Consider the following 24,342-nt stretch of genomic DNA (forward strand, 5'->3'; position numbering starts at 1 on the left):
TAGCAAATATATAGATTTAAAATCAATAAAAAAATATATTATGCTAAAATTCAAACAATTTTTACAAAAAAAATCAATTATTTCTCGTTTAAGAAATTCAATCAGGTTCTGCTATGAGAACAAACAAAGAAATTTAAGTTTATTAACTAATAATCAGAAGATTAAAAGTGTAATTTCAGATAACGAATTGTATGTTTACTCACTTGAAAACTACATCAAATATCTGATAAAGCAAGGTGAAAAATTCCTTACAGCCGATCAAATTTTTTCAATACTTTCTGCTAAAAAAAATGATATAAAATTTACTGCGGAAGAGGTAGATTTAGTGTTAAGAGAACTTGAAAAATGCAGAAAGATTTATCTCTATAAATTACCCATTTTGGATATTGAATTGTGGGGTACAGCAAATTTATTGGATCGTAATTTAATTCCTGTGGAAAATTGCATAACCGACGAAAATTGTAGAGCTAGAGTTCATAGCTATAAAATTCAAAATCATCTATAGTAATCTAATTGTTTATCTTATGAACTTCACATTTGATCTCCCTCCAATTTCTGAAGGTTATTACAAAATAGTTAACTTCCCTTATTGGTTTAAGAATTCTAATCTTGAGATTTATACCGAGATTGAATTTGAACACATCATCATAGAGTATGAAAACGGATATCCTATTGAAAAAACTCAATATGTCGATTATGATAGAGTAAATATTAAAAACTTATTACTTCTTAAAATTGGAGATAAATTCAATTTTAAAGGCAAAAAATTAAAGAAAAAAAACTACTTTTTTACAGTTTCACTTGAAAGCTATCAAAACTGCAATTTTGTGACATCTCAAAAGGATGATTTATTATTCAATTCACCAAAATCGATCGGAACTAAATATTATGCTTTTGAAAAAAATAATAAAGAGAATAAGCCAATAAATGTAATTATTCCATCTGTAGTAATTGGTCAAGCTTTTTTCTTGGTAAATAGTTTAATAATAAAGAATCTCTTTCAGGCAGATTTAACAGGTTTAACAGATTTAGTTGAATGGAACACAAAGGAAATAGATAATTTGAAAATTGGTGAAATTTCATTAAAAAAGACTGGCACTGATGAAGTAAAATCAATGGCAAAAGCACTGTCATTTTTCTTATTTTCAAAAGATGATTATTTGATGATGAACTTAACTAAAATGCAAGCTAATCTCTATCAAAAAGTTATATCTGACAGAACTAAAAATATTTACAATTTTATAGTCCCTATAAAAGAAAAATTAGAGCTAATCATCACTGGTAGTTACAAAAATGTAGGTGATAAAACATTTTTTATTGCAAGTGAAATAGTTGGAATCAAACATGAGAATAATTTTAAAGATCTTTATGAAAGTGACAATATTGTTTTCTTTGACAGCTCACAGTCCAATGAAACATCGGACAATCCATCTAAATTAAATACAGCGAGTTTTCCTATAAAAAGAAAAAAGAAGAAAAAAAGCTCCACAGTTACAAATGAAGGGATAAACAACGACTTAGCCGAAAGTTTCATCCAATCCGGAAACAACCTTTTAAGCGAAATTGTAAACCTTTCAATAGTTCATAAAAATTCAGAAAAAGGAAACGGCAATCCTCCTCTTTACCCGAAAGACTCTCAATTTGGTACATTTAATAGAAGAATTCCAGATCCAAATTCAAATTCCGGAGGTCTTTCTGGAGGTAAAAAAGAAGAAGAAAATAATGATAAAAATGATGATTATGAAAATTCATTTCTTATGATAAAATCAATTGTGGAAAAATTGAAAGTAAGATTTCAGGTAATTAGAGAAGAGATTGATAATAAAAAAATTAAAATCTATAAACTGATAAATCATTCCGGTTACACCACATATTTAGGATCTGATTGCTATAGTGATCGCATTCAAATTTTTTACAAAGCTAATTTAAGCGAGATAGATAATATTGCACTAAATAATATCTCAAAAATTGTAAAGGATTTTAGCTACAACTGGAAAAAGATAGTCGATTCAAAAGAGTCTTCTGGAATATTGCTCGCACAATCAACTAACTATAACAAAGGGGGAACTCGATTAGAAGAGAAAGAAATTAAAGAAGATGGTACCGTGTTTGAAAAAAGAGTATCTGACTTATGCTATCGCAACGTTCAAAAAAAATTAGAGGCTATTTTCTCATATTCTTATGAATGATAGTAGAATTACTTTCCCACGTGATTAGCCAGATTTTCAACCATATTTTTATATCGAAAAATGTTTATTTTTTTTCTCTTCTCTTTAATTTTTATGTCCTTAACCCCCAGTTTTACAAGTTTACTTAATAGAGGATTAATTTCGCTTTCAGGTATTTTTAAGACCACTTTTACCATATTTCAACAAGTACTTTAATTTATTTGAATAAATAACTTTCTCTCAAAAAGTCGAACTAAAATTTATTCTTTTGAACTTGACACAGCTTTGTAAAATGCTATCCACCATCCATAAACACTCCATCCAAAAAAGAGATTAATAAGTAAGACCGTAATAAATCTAAACTTTATAAGCGGTATTCTAATTAAAGCAATCATTGAGGGAATAAAATATATAAATAAAATTATCTTGAAGAACAATGAACCATCAGTTTTTGTAGCTGCAGTAGAAAGTAATAATAACATATTAAAGCATTTGATTTGTTACAAAATAATATCCTACTCAAGGATCTTTAATTAAAATATATCTCAAATATAAAAATTAAAATTAAAAAAGCCACTAATTAGATACATCTTTTTAGTGGTAACGTATTCAGTGCTTATTTCTAACATTTGTAGTCTCTAAGTAGACAAGCATGGAAGAAAGCGATTTTTCAAAAGAAGAAGTTCTGATAAAGCTAGGGAAAAGAATAAAGGAACTGAGAATTGCCAAAGGTTATTCAAGCTATGAATATTTCGCATATGAACATAATATTTCCAGAGCTCAATATGGCAGATATGAAAAAGGTGAGGACTTGCGTTTCAGCTCATTAGCTAAAGTGATTAATGCGCTTGGAATTACTATGAAAGATTTTTTTGCTGAAGGATTTGAGGAAACTGAACCATAGTTATTAGAATATCTCTATTCTTTTGGAAGCACTTATTTTACGAATTCAACATGAAAACCGTCTCAATTCTGTAGAGGTTTTCAATTTATTGTTCCATATTGATCTTGTACTTTTCCTTGGTTAGCTATACTTTCAGCGTATTAATAGATTCAGTAAATGCTTTTACCGTTTTGAAAGACAATTTAAAGTGGCTTAAAACTATGCTTTAGGGCTATTTTTCATAAGGCACTTTTTGGAGGTCGATCATCTGTTAAAATTATATATTCTTGATTTTCCATGAAATCTTTAAAAGACATCAAATAATTATATATCTCTAAATTGTATCGTTTTTTTTATTTGTTATGATTGATTTTGCGTTTCTCTCAAGCATAATTTGCTTACAAGATTGTTTGTTCAAAATCAAGTTTGCATTCTATATTACCTTCTATATTTTTATGAAATACAGCTTCGCAAATTAATTCTGGAAAATCGGAAGTCCAAAATTGAAATATGTGTTTTTCTCCTTCTTTAATTTCAAGTGTTTCCGCTATTTTCTCAGCCTCTTTTTGACTTAAGATTTGAAGTTCTTCGAAGGAATCAGTGGTTTTTCCGATTGAAATTTTATTAGTATTCATCATGATTTTTTTTTAATTTATCATTTAATTCTCTATTTTTTGGCATAGAAATAACAGGAGTAATTCTATTTGTCTACAAGAAAAAGTATAGATACTTTCCAAAAGTATCTTTTGGATTGGTTTATAGATTGACTAACAACCATTATCAGAGTAAATTCTTTTCCTTAGCCCAATCGATCAATTCGGTTTTTGAACGTGGGTTCTTATAAAATTCTTCTCTAATAATACTGTGTATTTCCATCAGTTTTTTACCTTTTTCAGCGCCGCTGTCAAGTAAGTCTTTTTGATCTACCGGAGAATATTTTTGGTCCAAAATATATCTGGTGATTATACGGGCAGCCTCAATCTTAAAATCAAAACCGTCCCTAAGATCCTTGATTTCTGATCTCCACTTATCAATTTCTCTCTTGGTAATTTTGTTTGTATCAAGAAAAGCATCTATACCATAAAGTTGAAGTTGATCCAATAAAACCTGCTCAAAATCAAAGTTGCTAAAGTGCCTATCATTCCGCCTTTGCCATGCAGGTAAAATTGTTTCACCGTAAAATTCGTTGGATACATCTATTATTATGCACTCGTATAGTGCTGTCAGATATTCCAGGATCTGTGTAAGAATAGATTCTGAGCACGCAATATAATCATCATCGGTCACGAGCTGTGTTTTCCCTACAGTTTTGTTGTACCACTCCTCTGCATAGTTTTTTTTGGAGAAATCATCAGGCTTATCCCAATCTAAGTTATGGTTTTTAATGGTACGTAGGGTGTGCACCAATCTAGGTGTTGAAGAATAGTTACCAACTTTATCATTGGTTTTCATTCTTTCCTCAAAAAATTTAACATTTGGTCCACAGACCTCAATAAATAATGAGTATGCCCAGTTTATAAGTTCGCTATAACATGCGCCTGCAGAATTAAAATTTATAGTTATAGTAATGTTCTCAAAAAATACTATTGTATTTGAAGTTTTTTCCTGAGTAAGAGAGTTAATTTGATCGATAAGAACCTTAACCCTGTCATGTAACGTTTGCAGTTTTGTCATCGGTTAAGATTTAAGATTCTATTGCAACTGGTCCTCTGAAATTAAATGCAATGTATAGAGATGAGATTCTATCCCCCCTCTGATAACTTGATTGCCTGAAATCATAAAGCAAAAAGGGAATGTCCATGTTTATATCAGGTATATGCATTGTCCCTCTTTTGTCGTTCATCGCAGCAGATACATTTGCCCTTACACGTCCCGAATATCTTTTAGGAGTTCCATCGCTATTTGAAGCCAAATAGAACTTTTTTATTCTTCTTCCGCCATAAAACGAATAGCTCGTTTCCGTCTCTAAAATTGTGAATGATTCTTTTGCATCAATGTAAAGGCCCAGATGAAACTGAGCTATTGCTTTAATGTAAAGGGTCGTGGTAGAAAAATTAGTCTCGGCACCTTCAAGTTTTTCGAGGATATGTAGGCAATAGCGCCAGTTGTCCTCCGAAAATGCTACTGTTTGCTTTTCTCTGGTAAAGAATGTGGCTTGCGTTTTGACGAACCACCAGGACTTGAATAGTAAAAAAAGACACTTGCTGTCGTTTTTTATAAAATTAAAGTTTTCCTCTAAATATGCGTAAACAAGCTGGTTTTTTAATGTGAAATTTGGGTCTTCGGGCTTATAAAGTCCGATTATAGATTTTGCCCGCATGTAAAATCCTGATGCGTGGCCATCGGCTTTTAGTTTTTCAAAGACAGATTCTGCAACTTTTTCATTTTTGATCAAATCATTGAAACGTAAACGTAAGTCATCAAATCTTTTCTGATTCCGCTCACTTACCGCTTCAACTTCAGCCCGTTCAAATAAATAGGCCAAATCAGACTGTACCTCGAGCTTTTCTTCTTCGTCAAAGACTTCCAGATCAAGTAAATCCATTGTTGACCATGCGATAACATCTAAGGCTCCGTAATTTTCCGGATTAGAAGCAAATCCGATGCTTAAAAGATTTCTAAGTTCGAAGTAAGCTTGCTTAGCTAGAATAGGGTTACCATTCTTCGCGAACTGGAAGGCCTTTGTACCGTATATTGAACCTAATTCTACAGTTAAGAACATATGTATGGACTTCTCTGAAAATGAATTTAACTCTTCCAAGGCACCCGTAACTATGTATCCTGCTCTATCTAATAATTGTTGTTGGTTAAAACCTTCAAAAGTTTCGTCCCCCATTTTCTTTACAAGTTCACGTAGAAAAAATGCTTCTTTTAAAATTAGCCTCGGATGGTAAGCGTATCCCGTTTCCCGAAGTTCTTTTAACTCTTCTGCAATCTCAAAGAAATATGACCTATAAGGACTGTTATCCGAATTTGGACCAATCTTATCCAAGAGGTCAATAGCAAACTGGATCTGGTAGTTTGGCTCCCCAAACTGCCCATAACTTAATCTGATATTTCTTAGTAGAAGCTTTATTATTGACACTTCGACATCAATCTTACCAAGATATCTGGATAAAATTGTAGCTTCCAATGCGGTCCTTGGCCCCAATAACAACTCTCCAGGTCCAACATCATACCATTTAATAATATCAACCTCATTAAGGACTTTAAATAGAGAAGAATAGAACGTGTCAAATCCAATTATTTGCAGTAAAAGCTCAAAGGGGACGTTTAAGCCGAACTTTCCTGGCACCATCACTGAAAAGATAAGTTGGTCTGCCAATGTAAGCATCTCCTGACCGATCTCGGTACTATGGTTTAAATCCAATAATTCAGGCTCTATCTGAAATCCTGCAGCCTGCATTGCATCATATAACTGGGTGGTTTGTTGCTCGGTTGCAAGCGTTTTTGTTTCAAGAATTTTAGTGAAGAATTCATATTCTCCTGCTAATCCCCTAAAAATTTTTCCTTTGGCTTCAGGAATGTACCTGTACATCATCGCCAAAAAATTAGTTTCATTTATTCCACTTATAATATTGCTGATTATGGGGTCAAAATTCCTGAGGAATTTTTGAAATTCGGTTTTCTCTACTGCACTCAGTGCGATAGGAAGTTCCACCAATCCCACAGCATTTTTATTGCCTACTATTTCAGTTGTACTGTAAGAGCTGCCAACCAAAACTATATTGCGTCCTCTTGTGTTTAATTTCTTTAATAGACCTTCGTAAAAAAGCCTATCCTGCATACCGTCCCATATGATGATGGTCTGTTTTGCCCCGTTTTGTTCCAGCCATATGCAGAACTTATCTATTTCTGTTTCATCGATTTTCTGATACCTCTTTTCTATATATAAAACTGGATAATAATTCTCCGTCCTTAATTCATAGGCTAATAGACCCAATGATGTGGTTTTGCCGCTGCTCGATTGACCATGAAAAATAATCGGTATATCTTTTAAATCACTATCTTTTTTTCTCTCTAGCACCTTTTGTTTTAGAGTTTTATAGGCTGTTCGTTTGAAAGCATAATTTTTTGGATATCCAAACCAGGCTGGGATTGCATTAGAGTTTGAAAGAAATTTTCTAAAGTCTTCAACATTGTCATCGATATCTATTTCTTGATTGAAAGTTTCATCATCAATGATGGTAGCGGTCTTGGATATCGCATTATAGACTTCTTGCGGGATATTTATGCGTTTTTCCGAAAGAGTTAGCCATCTGCCAAGATAGTATTCCTCTGTAGGCTTATATATTCCTATCGTACCTGTTGACACCCATTCATTTAACAATTCACTGAATTTCCCGGGATATGTAAGCAGTTTTCCAGATGCAACTAAGTCTTGCACAATTTCATTTTCTAAAAGATCTCCACAGCTGCAAAGTAGAGCCTGTTGTGGCCCTAAGTTGTATAAGATACTTGCAAGATCCTCAAAAGGCAGTTCATCATGCAGATCATAACCATCAATTATTAAGACTCCTTTGGGGCTTATAATGGTAGGTAGCCTATTTAGCAAGCCATTGACAATAGGCTTTCTCCTTAAATATTCACTTTTTTTTAATGGAGGTCTTTTATTGATATCATGATCATCAACTCCACCGAAAAGATAGGTTATGTGAAGGCTTGTTTTATCTCTCGGATCCGAAACTCTGTATTTTTCATCGTAAATCGGTTGAACAGTACGCCAGTCGGCTTCGAATGCCCGAGTCGGTATGGTGTCAAATGCTGACGTATAAACGGAGGACCAAGGAATTTTTGCAATTGATGTTATCCATTCTGGAGTTGGAATACTCTTGCTGAGCCGATACATCCAGCTTAATACTGTTGATGTATCTTCACTAATATTCCACTCAAGGATGGAGCTGTAGGATTCCGTAAAATCTTGATTGTTGTATTTTTTCGAAATCATTTTTAGAAATGGGTCTACACCAGTTTCTAAGGAAAGATATTTTTGACCCAGCATTAGGACAGCTGGTCCCACTTCAAGTTTCTTAATAATTTCGTCGTACATATAATAATTTTTTTTGACCCAATCAAAGGAATGGATTAGATTCTGAATAATCTCTTCTATATTTGATTGCTAAAATTGGTTGGTTATAAATTTATGGATATTTTGAATTGTATCTTCAAAAATTGAACAGAATTTATAATAATCGGAGATTTTGTAACTAGCAGGAATGTCTTGTGGATATCTACAGACTCTGTTAAATAACCATATTTACAGATAGTTTCAGTTCCATTATAGTATTTGAAATTCCAACGCAATTTGCAAATTATTGAGATGGGAAGTGCAGTATGAAAACTATTCCCAACATCTGTTAAAAGTTTATATTCCTGATTTTCCATGAAATTTTTAAAAGATATCAAATAATTACACCATAAAATTATCATCCATCATTAAGCTCAGCTTTGTTCCCTCGACTCTAACAAATCCGCTTTTGCTCATTTTAGCGATATATGCCGATAAATCTAGCCGAATATTTTTTTCTCGCAAAAATTTATTTAATTTGAAATTAGTTAATAAATCTATTTCGTTTTTTTCAGATAATTCTTCAATAATTATATGCTCAATATATCCAAAGTATTCGGCTGAAATTTCATCGTTGACTAGATTATTTTTCATATTTTCATATTTTTTTAGTAATCAATTACGTAATGATGCTATTAACTCTATGTTCAATGAAAAACTTTTCATTGATCGATTATTATATTTGATAAAGACGGATGTGTCACATGATATCTCCTAAACAATTTTTACATGCTTAAGATGGTTTTTTGAGATTTACCTATTTCTATTTTATTCTCACAGCTAACCCTAGTGTTATTAGTAGGCTGCTAGAATTGCATCATCAATTTCTTTTAGGATCGTATCTTTTGTGATATGCGATATAGAAAGTTCGATTAATACAGTTATCAAATTATGAATATAATATTGAAATTTACCTAAATTTTGAATGTTTATTTCTCGCTGTTTAGCATGATGAACATACGAGCTTCTGATTCCATACATTTCTTTTAGTAATGAGATAATAAATTTCCGCTCTTCGATATTTTTTGTTACTAATTTTGATATGTATTTTGTTAAGCTGTTCAAAATAGGTTCATTTGAATCTGATAAAACTAAGGATTCTAATTGAGTAAATAATTCAACTACTCTTTGGTTCAAATTATTTTGATAAAGTGCTTTTGCAAATAATGTGATAGAATTGACAATTGTTAAATCCAGTTCAGTCAAATTTTCCTTTTCGTCGATCTGTTTAAGAAATAAATTAAATTTAGAAATTCCTCTTTTTTCGAAAATATCAAATTGCTGTTTATTTAGATTTTGGTGAGTTGGAATTCTAAAATTGTTAATTGAGATTTTACTTCTGTCCGAATTTTCAAAGAAAATTACTTAATTTTCATCACTTTCTTTAGTTCTAGAATCAATATCAAAGCTAAGTCTTTCTTCTGGGAAAATAATTATATCAAAAAACAATTTAAGGCAATCGACTGCTAATGAACACTTTTCAAATGCTATTTCTTGAGCTTTTTGTTTTTCTGCTTTTACTAATGTAGAAACAAGAACATTTCCTCTGAAATCTTCGTAATATTCTTGTTGTCTGTTGCCTTTGAAATAATTTTCACCTACATACTCGAAATTTACATTCCCAAGCTTGAAGTTACTTTCAATATCTAAATAGAGAATTTTAAAATGAACTTCAAATTCTTTTACAGAATTGTTTATTTCATCAAGAATGTAATTGCAAAAGTCTTTGGAAGCTTGATTACTTCTTTTACTATCTATAATATATTTAAAAACAATTTTCTCTAAAAATGAAAAACTTATTAAATCGCTAATTTTCTTGTCTTTATAGATTTGATTAATAAAATTCAGATAGTTTGGATAATCAGATTCAGTAATATGAAAAGATATACCTTCTTTTACTAAATTAAAACTTTTGCTAACTACCGTTTGACCTAATTTTTGAGAAATAATAACTTCTTCACTCTCAAAAGGAGTAAAATTTTGAATATTACGTTGTGAAATTGAACCATTATGTGAAATTGGAGTTGAATCAAATGTTACAACTTGTATTGCTGATATATACTTAAAAACCTCTTTATTAAGGTAATCCTGTTTATGTTTGTTTATCATCATGATCTATTTTAACATTACAGTTAATATCCAAATTTACGTAATGAGTTTATATAAAACATATATAAGTATGCATATACTTTCTAACACATGGCATTTATGCATAATGTTGATGTTTAGATAGATCGATTTTTAACACTGCCATCTTTTATCTAGTAACGATAATTCTAAGAAAGTTTATTAAGAAAAAGCTTTCCAGTGTTATCAACGAAAGGCCAAATTGCTGTTTTAGGAATTTTTATTTACTGTCATTGCTGTACATCCAAGGCAGATTTTATATTTCCAATTACAAATTCCGTTATGTCACGTTTTACTTCAAAAAATGGATTTGAAGATATGATACTTGTTCCTTTTGCGATAAAAGCATCCATAATCTTCTGAAGTAAATCAGTTAGGGTTTCTACGTGGACATCAGAAATACTTAAAGCTAAATTAAATGGACTATCTAAAATAAAGGTATTGAAAACTTGTTCATGAACAAGTGAACGGACAGGATTAAAATATAATGTAGTGTTAGATTCAAACTGAATCGTGATCTCTATTTCAAAGTTTCCTTTAGCATATTTTGCAAAAAATAAAATGCTTGTTATCAAAGAAATCATTTCTGGTAGAAGATTAAGAAAAATTTCACGATCAGTATAATTTACTCTCTCAATTGAAATTGAAGACTCCCTAATTTGTAGTGCATTTCCGTAGTAGTAATTTTCATCATGTGTTCCTTCAGGATTACTTTCGTAAGCAATTTCTGTACGTGAATGGCTTTTTCTTAATATTTCATCAAACGTCGGTAAATACATATTTTTTGTAGCGACATTTGGCAAAAATTCATTTAGCCGTCTATAAATCTCAGGAACTGAAATTTTTTCCGAAATTAGTTTAAGATTTGCTTGCCAGTGACAATGATTATTTAAACCTAGCTGATCTCTAGTGTTAACCGTCTCTAATAAGCATTCATTTAATTCAATATTATTCCCATGTAAAGCGTCTACAGTTTGTTTAAGTTCCGTTTTTAAATACTCAAATAATGCGTTCATCTTTATAGGATCAAGATGTTCAATAATCTTGAATAAGTCATCAAAATCAATAATATTTTTAGCAAAAGAAAATAAAAAATGTGGCTCTGTATTCGTTTTTATTGTATACGATGTTTGCTTTGAAGTAAGAATGAAAACTTTTATTGTTGAAAATACTTCGTAATGTTTAAATTTTAAACATGTTTTAAGTGTCTCATCGATTTTTTCAGATGTTTTAGTAGCGGTTATTTGAAATGCAATACTCTGATATGTATCACCTAAATCTAATCCTGGGTAGTTAGATTTTCCATCATTTAAATTGTCTAACTCCAGATTGAATGTAAGATTTAAAATTCGCTTAATAAAATTTTCAGCGTGTTTATTAATATTCAATAAACCCAAGCTAGATAAAGCTCCTATCTCTGATCGGAAATTATTAAGCATTGAGATTATTTCCTCTAGTTTTTTTCCTGTATTTATCATCAAAATTTTGTTTAAAATAAGCTATTGCCGTAGCTTTTTGATAATTCGTATTATTCGAAATTACAATCAGTGCAACAGTAAATTGGTTTATGGATTAAGTTATTTTTTTTTAATCTATAAAGTTATGAGTTATTCCAGTTGATATATGCTCTATGAAATTTACCTTATTAATACAATCAGAATTTATGATTGCTAATATAAAACAATCTATTTCTGTAATTAAAAATGATAAAAACTCAATATTATAAAAGGCTAATGGTTTATCCTTTATAAATTGGTACTCTATTCCATTATACTCTATATTAATACTGGAATTAGTCTGAAATCCTTCAAAATGGATAGTATTTCTAGTGTAAAGTAGTAGTTTTGAAAATTCTAAGAACTTGGTATTAATATCTAAATGTTTAATAAGTTTTTCAATAGTTATAAGAAGTTTATGATTCTCTAAACTCTGGTATTTTGCTATCGTTCTGACAAAACCTTCAAATCTCAAAAATACCTTTTGGAATAAACTCTCCCTTATAGTAGTAGTAGCTGCACTAAGTTTTAAGTTTAAAAAATAAGCCATTTCTTCATTACTTTTAAACTCAAATTTTTCTATTGATGGGATATTAGGATAGTGTGTAGCTAGCAACTCAACTAAAAGCATTGTTGTTTCAACATCAGTGAGCAGCCTATTATAAAAATGAGTTCTGCAATCGTTATAGTGATAACGATTAATAGAATGAGAGGAAGTGCTGATTTTAATATATACAGATTTATAAATTTCAAATAGCTCAGGTGTACTGGTTAATTTATGTTTTAACTCCATTTATGTTTAATATTAGTTTTTAATTGGAATATTAATTATGCTTGATCAAAATTCACTATTCTATAAATTTATTCATTTGATCGTATTGCTGCAGCATAAAGCTTTCATAATTTAAAGTATGAAATTCAATTTTGTAAAATAATTTTTCCAAATCATCAATAGGTGTACCAAGAGGAAAGTCAAAAAAGAACTCTTTTTTACAGGTTTCAGAATAGAAATTATTAAATATTGTTTTAGAAATTGAAATAAGATTGTTAATTTCTTTGACATCCATAATTCCAATGTAATTTTTGAAATCCTGATCACTATGAGCATAAACTTTATTTCTTAAATCCATTAACTTCTTAATCGTTTTTTTTGCTTGTTTAAGCAACAGACGTATACTTTTAAGAGTGTCATTAGACATACTTAGCTTGTCATATTTCTGTCCCGAATTAAATCTAGTACTTAAGGAATAAAAGGAGTAATAATCATTCTTATTTGAACTAAATAGTTTAAATAATTCAATTATTGTGATTCGAAGGAAATTCACTTCAACAAACCTGAAGAAGTCACTTGAAATTTTTTCATGATTTATTAAATTAGCCTTTTTATGATTATCATTATTCAAAAATAATACTACATCAAAACTTGATTTTGCGTTTAAAATAATTCTGGATATGGTATCTAGTTCTTCTAACAATCTATTTTGAATTATCATTTTTTAAAATTATTTTATTAATAATATCTAAATTCATATTTCGTCATCATAAATATGATTCAATCCCACATAAGTATGCTCAATTAATGGAATAGATTTGATGTCCTTTGTATTAATAACTGTCATCACAAATTCACTAATTTCACTTATCAAAAAATGTAGAAAGTCCTCATTATAGAATGTAACTGGATTATTTTGCTTCAATTCAAAATCTTGTCCTTTGTATGAAATTGTAACATCAGGTTTCGTATGAAATCCTTCTGTGTGGATAGTATTTCTAATGTAAGTTACTAAATCAACTAAATCTTTGTATTGAATATTTATTCCTAATTTATCAATTAAATCTTTTGCCAATTTATTCAACTTTTCACCGCTTAGTCCTTGACTTCTTGCTATTAGTTTTATAAAGTTTTCAAATCGTAAAAAGATATTTACAAATAAATTTTCTCTTAAATCAGACACAATAAAATCCAATTGATTTCTCAAGAAAATTTGTTTTTGTTCTTCATTTTCAAATTTTTGCAAATTCCACAGTTCAAGATCGCCAAAATGTTCATCGATTAGATGAAATAAGATTACATTCGTTTGAGTTGCTTGACCTGCAAGTTTATAGAAAACAGTTCGACAATCTTTGTTTTCATCATATCCATAAGACTTAACTATATTCAATGCATCTGAAAAGATAAATCTTATATCTTCATACATATCAACTAATTTTTGCACTGTAATTTTCTCATGTTTAATATCCATATTAATAATATTTATTTAAGAATTATTTTCAAAAGTTTAGAAAGCTTTAATCATAATAGCATTTATTATTTGTATTGTAGATGACCCTTTTCATATTACTAATTTTAAAAAGGGTAATATTTATTTTTTAACGTTTAGCCGCTTAAATTCATTGATTACCGGATTCATAAATGCTAAACTTTTAATCTCAGACTCCTTTTGATGCAAAATAGAAACAATATATTCCATATCATCTATCTTGTCTGAATCAAACAAATAGCAACAGTTTGTCAACTCATCATGGCTTGCTTTGAAGAATATAAGTGATTCGGAATGCTTATGCTTTATTCTCTCGCTGCTTTCCAAATTAAGAATATTTTCGTTATTAGAATACAGATACATTTCACCAACATAAAAAACTTCAACAATTCCTTCTGTTTCAATACGATTTGCTATTTCATTAAGTTTTCTGTAGACTGTCGTTTTTATGGAGCTATCGAATGACATGAATTGCATTGTTTGATCCTTGTAGAAAATTAAGCAGGTTGGCATAAGTTCGTTTTGCATTTGAAAGATAGTTAGATGCATCATTATAAAATTGTCAAATAAATCATTTGAGCCTGGAAACATTTTTTCAAAATTGGTTATCGGCACTTTTTGATCATTTGTTCCGAGGCTTAGCTCTGCTCTTGAAGCTTTTTTAAATCGATTTTGTCTTGCATAAAAAACATAGTCATCAATCAGCATCATATTTTTCGGAATACGATGAAAATTCATTCCATCAATCTTTTTTTCAAGTTGGTCAGACAGTGTATCATTTTCGTTTAGCGCTTCCTTCATTGCCTTCATAAATAATTTCATATTATTAATACCGGATATGAAATTGTCGTATAACTCTTCATTACTGCCCCTTTCATAAAATGAGAATTCAGCAGAAAACATTACTTCAATCAAATTAAATTTTATGAAAAAATTTTGCATTGAGTCAATCAATGTAGAAAATTCTACATCATTTTCTATTGTAAAAGACAATTCAGGTAAAGCTACATTGTTATTAGTAGTATACACAACAATTCGTATTCTTTTCTCTAAATCAAAAGGTTGTTGTTTCAAAACCTCATTGCGTTTTTCGATAAGCCACTTACATACATCGTTAAGCAGATATTTTTGTCTGTTTTCTTCATAAACTTTGAGAAATTGTGTATGTGCTAATGACTTTTGCAACATAAATGTCACATTCCTATACTCAGAAAAAAAATTATCTAAGTGAGAGATGTTGTCGAAAAAATTAGTTCCTTTTTCAAATTTTTCCAAGCTGCTTAAAGCACTATATAGTTTATGATAAGCTGAATATAATAGACCTTTGGTATTCTCTTTTGAATTAGTGTTTTTCATTGATAATAATTTATTGTTAGTATTATACGAGACAAGATTACCTATTCATATACTGTAATTAAAAGCTTTTTAAGCTTTGTCTAGTTTGTTTAGTTTGAAGTATTTCTTCTTCCTAATTCATATAAAGTTGCTCCATTAATTTTTTTTTAAATAATGACTTATCGCTTTAAATTAAGTTTCTATTTTCTCCTACCCACCTCCAAACATTATTTGCGAGCTCACTCGCCATCATATTATCGCCGAAAGTTGCTTGACCATGTCCTAATAAAAGATAAGACTTATCATCCACATTTATTCCGAATAAAAAACCTTTCTTTCTTAAAATACCAATATCTGAGTCATCTAAATCAGGATAAATTCTGAAGCCTGCTTCAAATCTTTCGATACTTTTCGGCCAATTGTTTTTTAAGATTCTAATAAAATCCCTATTACTCCAAACATTCTTATCATTATGAGATTTTATATCTATAAAGTATGCAGTATCATCAGTAAATCTCACAAATAATAGCGGACCAGTTCTCCTATTAAAGAAATCTTGATCAGTAACTTTTTCATGCGAAATATGGAGATGGTGTATCGCCCAATCATTAAACAAGCTATCATGAACATTACTATTAAAAGACTGTTTACTTTGAAATGGATTTAGATCCAGACCTTTACTCGCTCTATCAAAAATCTGTAGTAAAGACAAAATATTTAAGTTTTTAAGATTTTTAATTGATACTAAAAGCTCCTTTGAAATCATTATTTTTCTTGGAACTTTTGCAATATATTTTAATCTAAAATTAAAATATCTAACTAAAGACAAGTTTACAGATTTGTGTATTTTATACTTTACATCTGTCTTTATGTAAAAATCGTTCAGAATCTCATTAATTAAATTTACTACTTCCATTTCATCTTATTTGAAATAATACTCAAAGGTAACAGTGTGCTGCGCAATCTTTTTACATATATGGTTTTTTATTAAAATAATTTAAAAATTTCAGTGTAAGATAAATTAAATATACTTTACTGAATATATAAAAAGTCCTAACTTAGAAAGTTAGGACTTTTTATATGAAATCTATTTTTGAAGATATTTAGAAAAAATTAAAATATTCTTCAAATCATCTAACTCCTTGACATATTTATCAGGTCACATGATTAATACAAGCAAGTTCTGGAGTACTTCGTACTTCATCTAAAAAAAGAAAATGAATATCACCTCTATTCTTTAATGGTCTTTCAATTTTAAATGAGTAATTACGGTCTGTCACTTCAGTAATTGTTACTGGCAGAGCTTTTCTGCCATTCCATGATATCCAAGCTTTATCTCCAATATCAAATTTTTCGGGTGTTCTTTTATCAAAGTGAATAGGTTTAACATTTTTCACTATTGTTATTTTCCTAGGATCAGAATTTCTGATTGAAGGTTTAGAAGCTTTTTTTTCTTTTGGATGCAAATTTCTTTTCAAATAAGCTTTATAGCTTCTCCATGCATTTTTCAAAACAATAGAGACGATACCGGAAACACCCTTAGAATATAGATATATATTATATGATTCAAGATCATCATATAATGGCCAGTGAGTATCTTTTTCCATATCTCTGGCTAAATCGCCTAATGGAGAATTCCTGTTTATTTGTTTATGCAACCAAGTTGTAAAATTAAGCGGAATAGCTGTATTCACAGAAAACTCTGTGTTTCTACTTATACTTCTTTGACAATCTATCCAATTGGAGAACCCATCGTTTTTTGAGACTTTGTTTATTAACAACAATTTTAAATAAATAAAACTGGAAAACAAAATCCTTAGAATTAAACTCAAGAAAATATAATATTATTCCATTAAAAGCAGTAATAAAAAACGTGTCTTAATTAAATTGAAGTCCGGAAGATATTACTGCTGGCATACTATTTATTAAAGAATAATTTTAACATTAAAATAATTTGTTTGTTAACCCTAAGTTTTACATAATGATAAAACAAATTTATCTTTCTTAGGTGAGATATAAACTACTGCAATTATGCTTTATAAATATATAATACTGATAAATAGAATATTAAATTTGAAAATGCAGTAAATATGTAGTAATTTTAAATAATGCTTTAAGTGATGTATAAATTTAATGAGCCTATGCATGGGTATCTTTAAGAAGGCTCAAAGTATAGTGTAATAATACGAAAGTCATTATAAAATTTTTATCAGAGCATGATAATGATAAGTATGAAGTCAGTAGAGAATAAATATAAAATCTAGAATTTATGTTCGTTAAATATCAAAATACTAGACTTTATAGATTTAGAACAAAATTAAAGAATACTCCTGCAATAATGATAGTGTTATTACAAAACAACGCAAAAGTTCGTAATATATACTAACTTAAAGATTGTTACTAAAATTTTATAAAAGATAGTTACAATTCTTTGACCGTTTTTTGACATTTAATTATAATATTTATATGTTTTAAAAATATCATAATCATTAAAGTTTCTATAATTCCATCATCCATTTTGCAAGATCTACATCAGCTGAAAGTCCTAGCTTCTTTTTGAGTCGATATCGTCTGGTTTCCAAAGTTCGGATGGTTACATTTTCGTATTGCAGGATTTCTTTATTGTTAAGATTAAGTCTTAAGTAAGCACAGAATTTAATCTCCAATTCCGTAAGATCAGGATGATCTGCGATCAATTTTTTATAAAAATCAGGATACACTTCTTTAAATTTTGTAAGAAAAAAAGGATCCCCGCTTTTAGCTAATTCTACAAGTTTATCAAAAGATGCATTTATTCTTTTCTTAAGATTTTGGGTTTCAATGGATTTTCTTTTGAGGGTTTTATCTTTTTTCTCCAGAAGTTCGTCTTTCTTCTCTAGAAGCTCATCTTTTTTCTTTTGCATTTTTAAATAAACTTTACGCAGAAAATAGATAATTGCAGAAAATAATATCGTCATTGCGAGAATTACAATATACAATTTGTTTCTTTTCGATCTATCTTCTTCTTCCTGTTCATAAACTAATCTTTGTATGGCATATCCGGCAGAATTTGTTTTATCATTCCTTATTTCTTTTTCTAATCTTTCATATATAATAGCATATTCGTCGTCTTTTTCTTTGTTTTTTAGATAACTGTACGTTAATTTGATTCTTTTGTAAACATCTAACATACTCACCTTTCTATTTAATTGCTTGAAAACAGTCAAAGCCTCAAAATAGTAATCAAGAGCTTTTTGAAAATCATCCTGCAAGGTATAATACTCACCAGTATACAATAAAACTAAACCTTTCGAATATCCTTTCGGAGATAGAGAATTCGACTTATTCAGATAATATTTAACAGAATCCACATTAGTATCAGAATAAATATATCGATAAGTAATTAAATTATATACCATCGCTTCCTTCGGATATTCTTTTAGGCATTTCTTCTGAATTGCTAAGGAAGAATCCTTCTGCTTGATATATTCAAAATATCCCCACTTTGAAATATAACATGAAAATAGATAATGTTGCTTTTTTTCAGAATCTTCTGCTTTTATAAAATACTGAATCGCTTTATTTAAGTTTTTATTAGCTTCTGTATCCAAATCCAATCTGGAATAATAGATCCCATATTCCAAATATAATTTTCCCGCTAAAAGAGGATTTTTAACGTTTTTTATATTAGTCTTTGCTTCTTCAAAGTATTTTGAACTTTCCTTATAGTCATTTAAAACACAAAATAGTTTGGCAATATTTATATAGACCATGACAATACCTTCTTTATTTTTGCTGCCTTTGAATTTTAAAAGATTTTCAATATTGAAATCTATAGCTTCCCGATATTTCGCTTTGTCTATATAGTCTTCTGTTACCCTTTCTAGTTCTTCCAAGTTCTGAGACTTATAAAAAGTTGATGTAAGAATTAATATGATGATAAATATATTTTTTAACATAGTATTTGAATCGTGACATTCAAAAATAGCGAAAAACATTCGTTTAAATTTTAATAAAATTAAAAAAGATAAATATTCAAACTACTACGTATTAACTTCATTTTTAATAAATAAAAATCTGTATATCAAACATTTAAATATTTTGAAGTATATATTAAGTAGTATTTTTCAGAGGTAGTAAATATAAATTTGCACAAGAATTTCGATGAAAATAAAAAATACTAGTCAATTTTCGAAATCGGGATACGATTCTAAACACACAAGGTTAACAGAAAAAATTAACAAAAAAAGGAGAATAAAAAATCATATAAATTAAAAAATATTCTCTTATGAATTTCAAAGAAAAGATACCGGTTATTTTCAGAGAAAAGCTTTTAAAAACAAATGCAAAAATCAAAAAAAAATGAAAAAAAGAATAATTTTGCTATCAATGCTGACTTTTTCTTCTGCTGCATTTTCCCAAATTGGGATAAATACTCCAGATCCTAAAACAACTTTTGATATAACCGCAAAAAATGCTACAGGAACATCAACTTCTACCGAAGGTATTTTAATCCCAAGGGTCGACAGACAAAGAGCCCAATCTATGCAAAATATAGAAGTTCCTACTTTAATCTATATTAATAGTGTTTCCACAGGTTCCCAAACCGGAAATGCTATTAATATAGATAAGGTTGGTTACTATTATTACAAAGATAATGCATGGATCAAATTAAATCAAGATCCAGAGATTAACACTAATATCTATAATTCTGATGGTACTCTTTCAGAAAACCGTACGGTTACACAAGGAAATAAGTCATTAAAGTTCACTGGATCAGTAGAAAATTTATTTTCTGTAGATGGATTTACTTTATCTGTAGATGCAGCTAGCCATAGAGTTGGAATGGGAACCGAGTCACCATCATCGATTTTGTCTGTGGTGAATTCCAGACCAGGAAATACAGTTGACGCCTTTTCTGTTGGAATAAATAATTGCGGGGCACCATGTGGACAGGGAACAGCAAGAAATATTAGTATATTCAATAAGAATGGAACTAACTCGCAGTTTGGAAGTATAGATTTTATTCCTTCGATAACAGCAGAAGGAATAACAGGAGCATCAATTAAAGGAATAGATAGAAATGCAGCAAACGGGTACTCAGGATTAGAGTTCAGTACAAGAAATGCCGAAAACTTTAATGCAAGAATGACCATTAAATCTGCTGGCAATATTGGTATAGGAACCACTACACCTAATCCAAATGCAATTTTAGAATTATCATCTACGACCCAAGGTTTCTTACCTCCAAGAATGACTACAGCACAAAGAGATCAGATTACATCACCTGTGCCTCCCGGGCTTATGGTATATAATACAACTGATAATATGATGCAATATTACAACGGAAGTACATGGATAAATTATAATTAATAGAAAAATATTAGAATGAAAAAAAATATTATATTCTATTTATTACTTGTATCTAATATTATATTTGGGCAAGATTCTCCTTATAAGGGATTTCTGCCACCCAGATTGTCCACGATACAAAGAGATGCGATAACATCACCACCTCCCGGATTGATGATCTATAATACAACGATCAACTGCATGGAAAACTGGAATGCATCAAGATGGGTGTCAAAATGTTCAGGAATTGTAAGCCTAAATTGTTTAGATGCTACTCATAACGGAACCTTAACAAGCGGAACAGCTGCTTCAGGAGTTTCTTCAGTAATCTCTTACACAGGAGGAAACGGAGGTTCTCACTCAGGGCAGGTCGTTACTTCTACAGGTGTAACTGGATTAACAGCTACATTATTAGCGGGAAATTTTGCAAATGGAAATGGAACTCTAACGTATACCATTACAGGAACACCATCTTCCGCAGGTACGGCTAGTTTTGCAATCAATATCGGAGGGCAAACTTGTATTTTAACAAGAACGGTAACAGAGCCCGCAGGAGCTATTACTACGCTGGATTGTGCGGGTGCAACCAATAATGGAACCTTAACAAGCGGAACAATTGCTTCAGGAGTTTCATCAGTAATCTCTTATACAGGAGGAAACGGAGGTTCTCACTCAGGGCAGATCGTTACTTCTACAGGTGTAACTGGATTAACAGCTACTTTGTCAGCAGGAAATTTTGCCAATGGAAACGGAACTCTAACATATACCATTACAGGAACTCCTTCTTCTGCAGGTACGGCTAGTTTTGCAATCAATATCGGAGGGCAAACTTGTAATATCACAAGAGCGGTAATAGCCTCCGCAGGAGCTATTACAACGCTGGATTGTGCGGGAGCTAGTAATAATGGAAGTTTATTGGAAGGAGTTGCAGTATCAAATATTTTTTCTATAATATCATATACAGGAGGAAATGGTGGTTCATATCCAGGACAAATCGTTACTTCAACAGGTGTAACTGGATTAACTGCTACATTATTAGCGGGAAATTTTGCCAATGGAAATGGAACGTTAATATATACCATTACAGGAACTCCATCTTCCGCAGGTACAGCAAGTTTTACAATTAATATCGGAGGACAGAACTGCATATTGACAAGAATAGTATCAGAATATGAAATATATAATTGCCAAGGACAGCCAGGCCGATTTGCTCTTCAAAACCCTCATAAATATGTAGTCTGTGCATCTTGTCAAAGAAGCCCTGGTGCACCTAACTGTGTAGGGGTACCTATAGATACAGTTGTTCCAACATATTTTACATGCCCTAATGGAACAGTCTGGAAGCAATCGCTTCAACAGTGTGCCTATCCATAATTCTTGGATAAATTCATATAAATATTTTTAAATACCGGACAGGTGACATTGTTTGTCCGGTATTTAAAAAACAATATTTGAAACACAGAAATTAAATTTAAAATTTATGAACTTTTCAAAACCATACAAAAGGTTTAATAAAATAGCAATTACTCTTTTATTATCAGGAATTTCTTTTTCGTCATTAAAAGCTCAAAATCTGAAAGTAAATACTCATTTTGCAGAACAAAATAATGAAAATTTTCATCAAACGATAAAAATAGACTCGCTTCAGGATTCAAAATCAATGAGCATCGATCAATTACTATCCGAAACTAAAAAAAACTATACTAAAGCAGAAGCAGAAAAAGCTGTCTCATTTATTGGGGATGAAATAGATTGGCAGACGCTTTATAATTCAGGAAATTGGTCAAAGGTCATTACTTTCTGGGTAAATCTGCATAGCAGTAAGATCAACGATGTTTTTGCCTTTACAGATGATTTTGAGAAGATTAGTAAAAAAATAACAGATCCGGCTCAATATGCTGATTTTGCAAGAAAAACTGCTTTTGCTCTTACGAGACAGAACAGAGCACATTACATCAATTCTATAGCACCTCATGTAAGAGATTCAGGAAAAATAAAAGACTTTAACGGCGTTCTGGCAGTTTATATGCAGGCTGCTCCGGGTACCTATGCTCCGGAACTTATTTTTAAAGTTCATGATAATAATGTTGTTTTAAAAAGTAAGGAGATGGCCAATGGAAATTTTTCCCAAACTATGCTTTTGTTCTATGCTTCGGGATGCGGACCTTGTGAGCATCTTCTTATGCAGATGCCTGATTATATGAATGATCTTAAAAATAAAAGGATCAGGATTATCTCTGTTTCTGCAGACCCAGATGAGTATACATTTGAAAATAAAGCAAAAGATCTTCCCTGGGAAGATAAATTCTGGGATTATGAAAATATAAAAGGAGAAAACTTTCAGAAATATGCGATTACAGGGACACCTACCATTTTCTTATTAGATAATACAGGAAAAATTCTTGTAAGAACATCTTCTATTGATGAGTTTTTAGATTATATAAATAAAAAATAATACTACAAATTTTAATATCTTCTAAAGCCAAAGGGAATTTTAAATCCTTTGGCTTTTACTAAATCTTATTAAAAATATATGATCAGGAAATACAAATTTCAGATTATAAATATCGTATGAAATAGGAAGCTAAATGATATATATATATTGAATATTTATGAAGAAATAATTTATTTCAGATACTTTTTTTAAAAATGTTTTATTTTCATTTTTGTGTTTGTACTGGCAGAGTAAGTTTTCATTCACTTGTTACTGCCAGTTTTTACCACATAATTATTTCAATTAAAATATTATTTTAAGCCAAAGATTTTTTAGTTTAATCTTTGGTTTTATATTTTAATAAGTAAAAAAAATAACGCTTGTAGGTAAAAGCCCTTAAAGAAGTATCCTTGTACTCTATATAAAAAAAAATATTTTACAATAATCTCTTTTCTTGTGTTGGTTGTTCAAAATCACACATAACGTCAAAATTTACGCAATACACAATTCCGCTAATGTTATTTAATTAACTATTTACTAATCCCATATTCCAAATATAATTTTCCCGCTAAAAGAGGATTTTTAACATTTTTTATATTAGTCTTTGCTTCTTCAAAGTATTTTGAACTTTCCTTATACTCATTTAAGACACAAAATAATTTGGCAATATTTATATAGACCATGATAATACCTTCTTTATTTTTGCTGCCTTTGAATTTTAAAAGATTTTCAATATTGAAATCTATAGCTTCCCGATATTTCGCTTTGTCTATATAGTTTTCTGTTACCCTGTCTAGGTCTTCCAAGTTCTGAGACTTATAAAAAATTGATGTAAGAATTAATATGATGATAAATATATTTTTTAACATAGTATTTGAATCATGACATTCAAAAATAGCGAAAAACATTCGTTTAAATTTTAATAAAATTAAAAAATATAAATATTCAAACTACTACGTATTAACTTCATTTTTAATAAATAAGAATCTGTATATCAAACATTTAAAAATTTTAAAGTATATATTAAGTAGTATTTTTTAGAGGTAGTAAATATAAATTTGCACAATAATTTCGACGAAAATAAAAATACTAGTCAATTAACGAAATCGAGGTACGATTCTAAACACACTAAAAATTTAAAAGGCATGAAAAAAAAATTACTGTTATCTCTGATAATATTTTCTACTAAAACATTTGCTCCAATTGGAATTCATACTCCAAAAGGTGTACTTAAAAAGT

At 29.9% G+C, this 24,342-nt stretch carries 22 protein-coding genes; 6 read left to right on the forward strand and 16 right to left on the reverse strand.

Translation table 11 applies throughout. The features are described 5' to 3' along the window. Positions 1-40: 40 nt before the first annotated feature. Both SB689_RS08290 and SB689_RS08295 read left to right on the forward strand, forming a co-directional pair. Positions 41-505, forward strand: coding sequence for a hypothetical protein (locus SB689_RS08290; protein WP_410691649.1), 465 nt, complete (start codon positions 41-43; stop codon positions 503-505). A gap of 19 nt (positions 506-524) precedes the next feature. Next, positions 525-2,189 (forward strand): hypothetical protein, encoded by a 1,665-nt coding sequence (locus SB689_RS08295; protein WP_410691650.1) that lies wholly within the window; start codon positions 525-527, stop codon positions 2,187-2,189. A gap of 239 nt (positions 2,190-2,428) precedes the next feature. Here SB689_RS08295 and SB689_RS08300 read toward each other — a convergent pair whose 3' ends face one another. Further along, positions 2,429-2,650 carry a superinfection immunity protein gene (locus SB689_RS08300; protein WP_410691651.1) on the reverse strand — a complete coding sequence of 74 codons (222 nt, stop codon included), beginning with the start codon at positions 2,648-2,650 and terminating at the stop codon, positions 2,429-2,431. Between the two features lie 170 nt (positions 2,651-2,820). On the opposite strand from SB689_RS08300, the gene SB689_RS08305 reads away from it, so the two are divergent. Next, positions 2,821-3,072: a helix-turn-helix domain-containing protein gene (locus tag SB689_RS08305; RefSeq protein WP_410691652.1), complete on the forward strand. Its 252-nt coding sequence runs from the start codon at positions 2,821-2,823 to the stop codon at positions 3,070-3,072. A gap of 377 nt (positions 3,073-3,449) precedes the next feature. Here SB689_RS08305 and SB689_RS08310 read toward each other — a convergent pair whose 3' ends face one another. The 14 genes from SB689_RS08310 to SB689_RS08375 all read right to left on the reverse strand — a co-directional run bounded on the left by SB689_RS08310 (position 3,450) and on the right by SB689_RS08375 (position 19,276). After that, complete coding sequence (locus tag SB689_RS08310) at positions 3,450-3,689, reverse strand: hypothetical protein (protein WP_410691653.1); 240 nt, start codon at positions 3,687-3,689, stop codon at positions 3,450-3,452. 142 nt (positions 3,690-3,831) lie between these two features. After that, positions 3,832-4,725, reverse strand: a complete 894-nt coding sequence (locus tag SB689_RS08315) for a hypothetical protein (protein WP_410691654.1) — start codon at positions 4,723-4,725, stop codon at positions 3,832-3,834. A 10-nt stretch (positions 4,726-4,735) separates the two neighbouring features. Continuing rightward, positions 4,736-8,101 (reverse strand): hypothetical protein, encoded by a 3,366-nt coding sequence (locus tag SB689_RS08320; RefSeq protein WP_410691655.1) that lies wholly within the window; start codon positions 8,099-8,101, stop codon positions 4,736-4,738. 360 nt (positions 8,102-8,461) lie between these two features. Next, positions 8,462-8,713 (reverse strand): hypothetical protein, encoded by a 252-nt coding sequence (locus SB689_RS08325; protein WP_410691656.1) that lies wholly within the window; start codon positions 8,711-8,713, stop codon positions 8,462-8,464. 201 nt (positions 8,714-8,914) lie between these two features. Then, complete coding sequence (locus tag SB689_RS08330) at positions 8,915-9,325, reverse strand: hypothetical protein (protein WP_410691657.1); 411 nt, start codon at positions 9,323-9,325, stop codon at positions 8,915-8,917. Between the two features lie 159 nt (positions 9,326-9,484). Then, positions 9,485-10,228: a hypothetical protein gene (locus SB689_RS08335; RefSeq protein ID WP_410691658.1), complete on the reverse strand. Its 744-nt coding sequence runs from the start codon at positions 10,226-10,228 to the stop codon at positions 9,485-9,487. A gap of 248 nt (positions 10,229-10,476) precedes the next feature. Next, positions 10,477-11,724 carry an SMEK domain-containing protein gene (locus tag SB689_RS08340; protein WP_410691659.1) on the reverse strand — a complete coding sequence of 416 codons (1,248 nt, stop codon included), beginning with the start codon at positions 11,722-11,724 and terminating at the stop codon, positions 10,477-10,479. Between the two features lie 109 nt (positions 11,725-11,833). Further along, the gene (locus tag SB689_RS08345; RefSeq protein WP_410691660.1) at positions 11,834-12,535 is read right to left on the reverse strand and encodes a hypothetical protein; all 702 of its coding nucleotides are present in this window, start codon (positions 12,533-12,535) and stop codon (positions 11,834-11,836) included. Positions 12,536-12,590: 55 nt separating this feature from the next. Further along, positions 12,591-13,235, reverse strand: coding sequence for a hypothetical protein (locus SB689_RS08350; protein WP_410691661.1), 645 nt, complete (start codon positions 13,233-13,235; stop codon positions 12,591-12,593). 33 nt (positions 13,236-13,268) lie between these two features. Beyond that, the gene (locus SB689_RS08355) at positions 13,269-13,985 is read right to left on the reverse strand and encodes a hypothetical protein (protein WP_410691662.1); all 717 of its coding nucleotides are present in this window, start codon (positions 13,983-13,985) and stop codon (positions 13,269-13,271) included. 120 nt (positions 13,986-14,105) lie between these two features. Then, positions 14,106-15,359 (reverse strand): hypothetical protein, encoded by a 1,254-nt coding sequence (locus tag SB689_RS08360; protein WP_410691663.1) that lies wholly within the window; start codon positions 15,357-15,359, stop codon positions 14,106-14,108. Positions 15,360-15,525: 166 nt separating this feature from the next. Beyond that, positions 15,526-16,254 (reverse strand): hypothetical protein, encoded by a 729-nt coding sequence (locus SB689_RS08365; protein ID WP_410691664.1) that lies wholly within the window; start codon positions 16,252-16,254, stop codon positions 15,526-15,528. 238 nt (positions 16,255-16,492) lie between these two features. Beyond that, a complete protein-coding gene (locus tag SB689_RS08370) occupies positions 16,493-17,032 on the reverse strand; it encodes a YozE family protein (protein WP_410691665.1) in 540 nt (179 codons plus the stop codon). A gap of 804 nt (positions 17,033-17,836) precedes the next feature. Continuing rightward, complete coding sequence (locus SB689_RS08375) at positions 17,837-19,276, reverse strand: helix-turn-helix transcriptional regulator (protein ID WP_410691666.1); 1,440 nt, start codon at positions 19,274-19,276, stop codon at positions 17,837-17,839. A gap of 403 nt (positions 19,277-19,679) precedes the next feature. On the opposite strand from SB689_RS08375, the gene SB689_RS08380 reads away from it, so the two are divergent. The 3 genes from SB689_RS08380 to SB689_RS08390 all read left to right on the forward strand — a co-directional run bounded on the left by SB689_RS08380 (position 19,680) and on the right by SB689_RS08390 (position 23,124). Further along, positions 19,680-20,690, forward strand: coding sequence for a hypothetical protein (locus tag SB689_RS08380; protein ID WP_410691667.1), 1,011 nt, complete (start codon positions 19,680-19,682; stop codon positions 20,688-20,690). Between the two features lie 15 nt (positions 20,691-20,705). Next, entirely contained in the window at positions 20,706-22,043 is a 1,338-nt protein-coding gene (locus tag SB689_RS08385) for a hypothetical protein (protein WP_410691668.1), read from the forward strand. A gap of 106 nt (positions 22,044-22,149) precedes the next feature. Continuing rightward, on the forward strand, positions 22,150-23,124 hold the full coding sequence (locus tag SB689_RS08390; protein WP_410691669.1) for a TlpA family protein disulfide reductase: 975 nt from the start codon (positions 22,150-22,152) through the stop codon (positions 23,122-23,124). 509 nt (positions 23,125-23,633) lie between these two features. On the opposite strand, the gene SB689_RS08395 is transcribed toward SB689_RS08390, so the two are convergent. Continuing rightward, positions 23,634-24,011 (reverse strand): hypothetical protein, encoded by a 378-nt coding sequence (locus SB689_RS08395; RefSeq protein ID WP_410691670.1) that lies wholly within the window; start codon positions 24,009-24,011, stop codon positions 23,634-23,636. Between the last annotated feature and the right edge of the window lie 331 nt (positions 24,012-24,342).

Origin of the sequence: Chryseobacterium sp. SIMBA_038 (assembly GCF_046535115.1) — a bacterium.
In the GTDB taxonomy this organism is placed as follows: Bacteria; Bacteroidota; Bacteroidia; order Flavobacteriales; family Weeksellaceae; genus Chryseobacterium.

Excerpts from the sequence above, each read along its gene's own strand:
- SB689_RS08320 (WP_410691655.1), bottom strand. The coding sequence starts at position 8,101 with ATGTACGACGAAATTATTAAGAAACTTGAAGTGGGACCAGCTGTCCTA.
- SB689_RS08355 (WP_410691662.1), bottom strand. The coding sequence starts at position 13,985 with ATGGATATTAAACATGAGAAAATTACAGTGCAAAAATTAGTTGATATG.
- SB689_RS08345 (WP_410691660.1), bottom strand. The coding sequence starts at position 12,535 with ATGGAGTTAAAACATAAATTAACCAGTACACCTGAGCTATTTGAAATT.
- SB689_RS08335 (WP_410691658.1), bottom strand. The coding sequence starts at position 10,228 with ATGATAAACAAACATAAACAGGATTACCTTAATAAAGAGGTTTTTAAG.
- SB689_RS08375 (WP_410691666.1), bottom strand. The coding sequence starts at position 19,276 with ATGTTAAAAAATATATTTATCATCATATTAATTCTTACATCAACTTTT.
- SB689_RS08305 (WP_410691652.1), top strand. The coding sequence starts at position 2,821 with ATGGAAGAAAGCGATTTTTCAAAAGAAGAAGTTCTGATAAAGCTAGGG.
- SB689_RS08340 (WP_410691659.1), bottom strand. The coding sequence starts at position 11,724 with ATGATAAATACAGGAAAAAAACTAGAGGAAATAATCTCAATGCTTAAT.
- SB689_RS08300 (WP_410691651.1), bottom strand. The coding sequence starts at position 2,650 with ATGTTATTATTACTTTCTACTGCAGCTACAAAAACTGATGGTTCATTG.
- SB689_RS08295 (WP_410691650.1), top strand. The coding sequence starts at position 525 with ATGAACTTCACATTTGATCTCCCTCCAATTTCTGAAGGTTATTACAAA.
- SB689_RS08365 (WP_410691664.1), bottom strand. The coding sequence starts at position 16,254 with ATGGAAGTAGTAAATTTAATTAATGAGATTCTGAACGATTTTTACATA.
- SB689_RS08360 (WP_410691663.1), bottom strand. The coding sequence starts at position 15,359 with ATGAAAAACACTAATTCAAAAGAGAATACCAAAGGTCTATTATATTCA.
- SB689_RS08350 (WP_410691661.1), bottom strand. The coding sequence starts at position 13,235 with ATGATAATTCAAAATAGATTGTTAGAAGAACTAGATACCATATCCAGA.
- SB689_RS08325 (WP_410691656.1), bottom strand. The coding sequence starts at position 8,713 with ATGAAAAATAATCTAGTCAACGATGAAATTTCAGCCGAATACTTTGGA.
- SB689_RS08290 (WP_410691649.1), top strand. The coding sequence starts at position 41 with ATGCTAAAATTCAAACAATTTTTACAAAAAAAATCAATTATTTCTCGT.
- SB689_RS08315 (WP_410691654.1), bottom strand. The coding sequence starts at position 4,725 with ATGACAAAACTGCAAACGTTACATGACAGGGTTAAGGTTCTTATCGAT.
- SB689_RS08380 (WP_410691667.1), top strand. The coding sequence starts at position 19,680 with ATGAAAAAAAGAATAATTTTGCTATCAATGCTGACTTTTTCTTCTGCT.
- SB689_RS08385 (WP_410691668.1), top strand. The coding sequence starts at position 20,706 with ATGAAAAAAAATATTATATTCTATTTATTACTTGTATCTAATATTATA.
- SB689_RS08390 (WP_410691669.1), top strand. The coding sequence starts at position 22,150 with ATGAACTTTTCAAAACCATACAAAAGGTTTAATAAAATAGCAATTACT.
- SB689_RS08310 (WP_410691653.1), bottom strand. The coding sequence starts at position 3,689 with ATGATGAATACTAATAAAATTTCAATCGGAAAAACCACTGATTCCTTC.
- SB689_RS08395 (WP_410691670.1), bottom strand. The coding sequence starts at position 24,011 with ATGTTTTTCGCTATTTTTGAATGTCATGATTCAAATACTATGTTAAAA.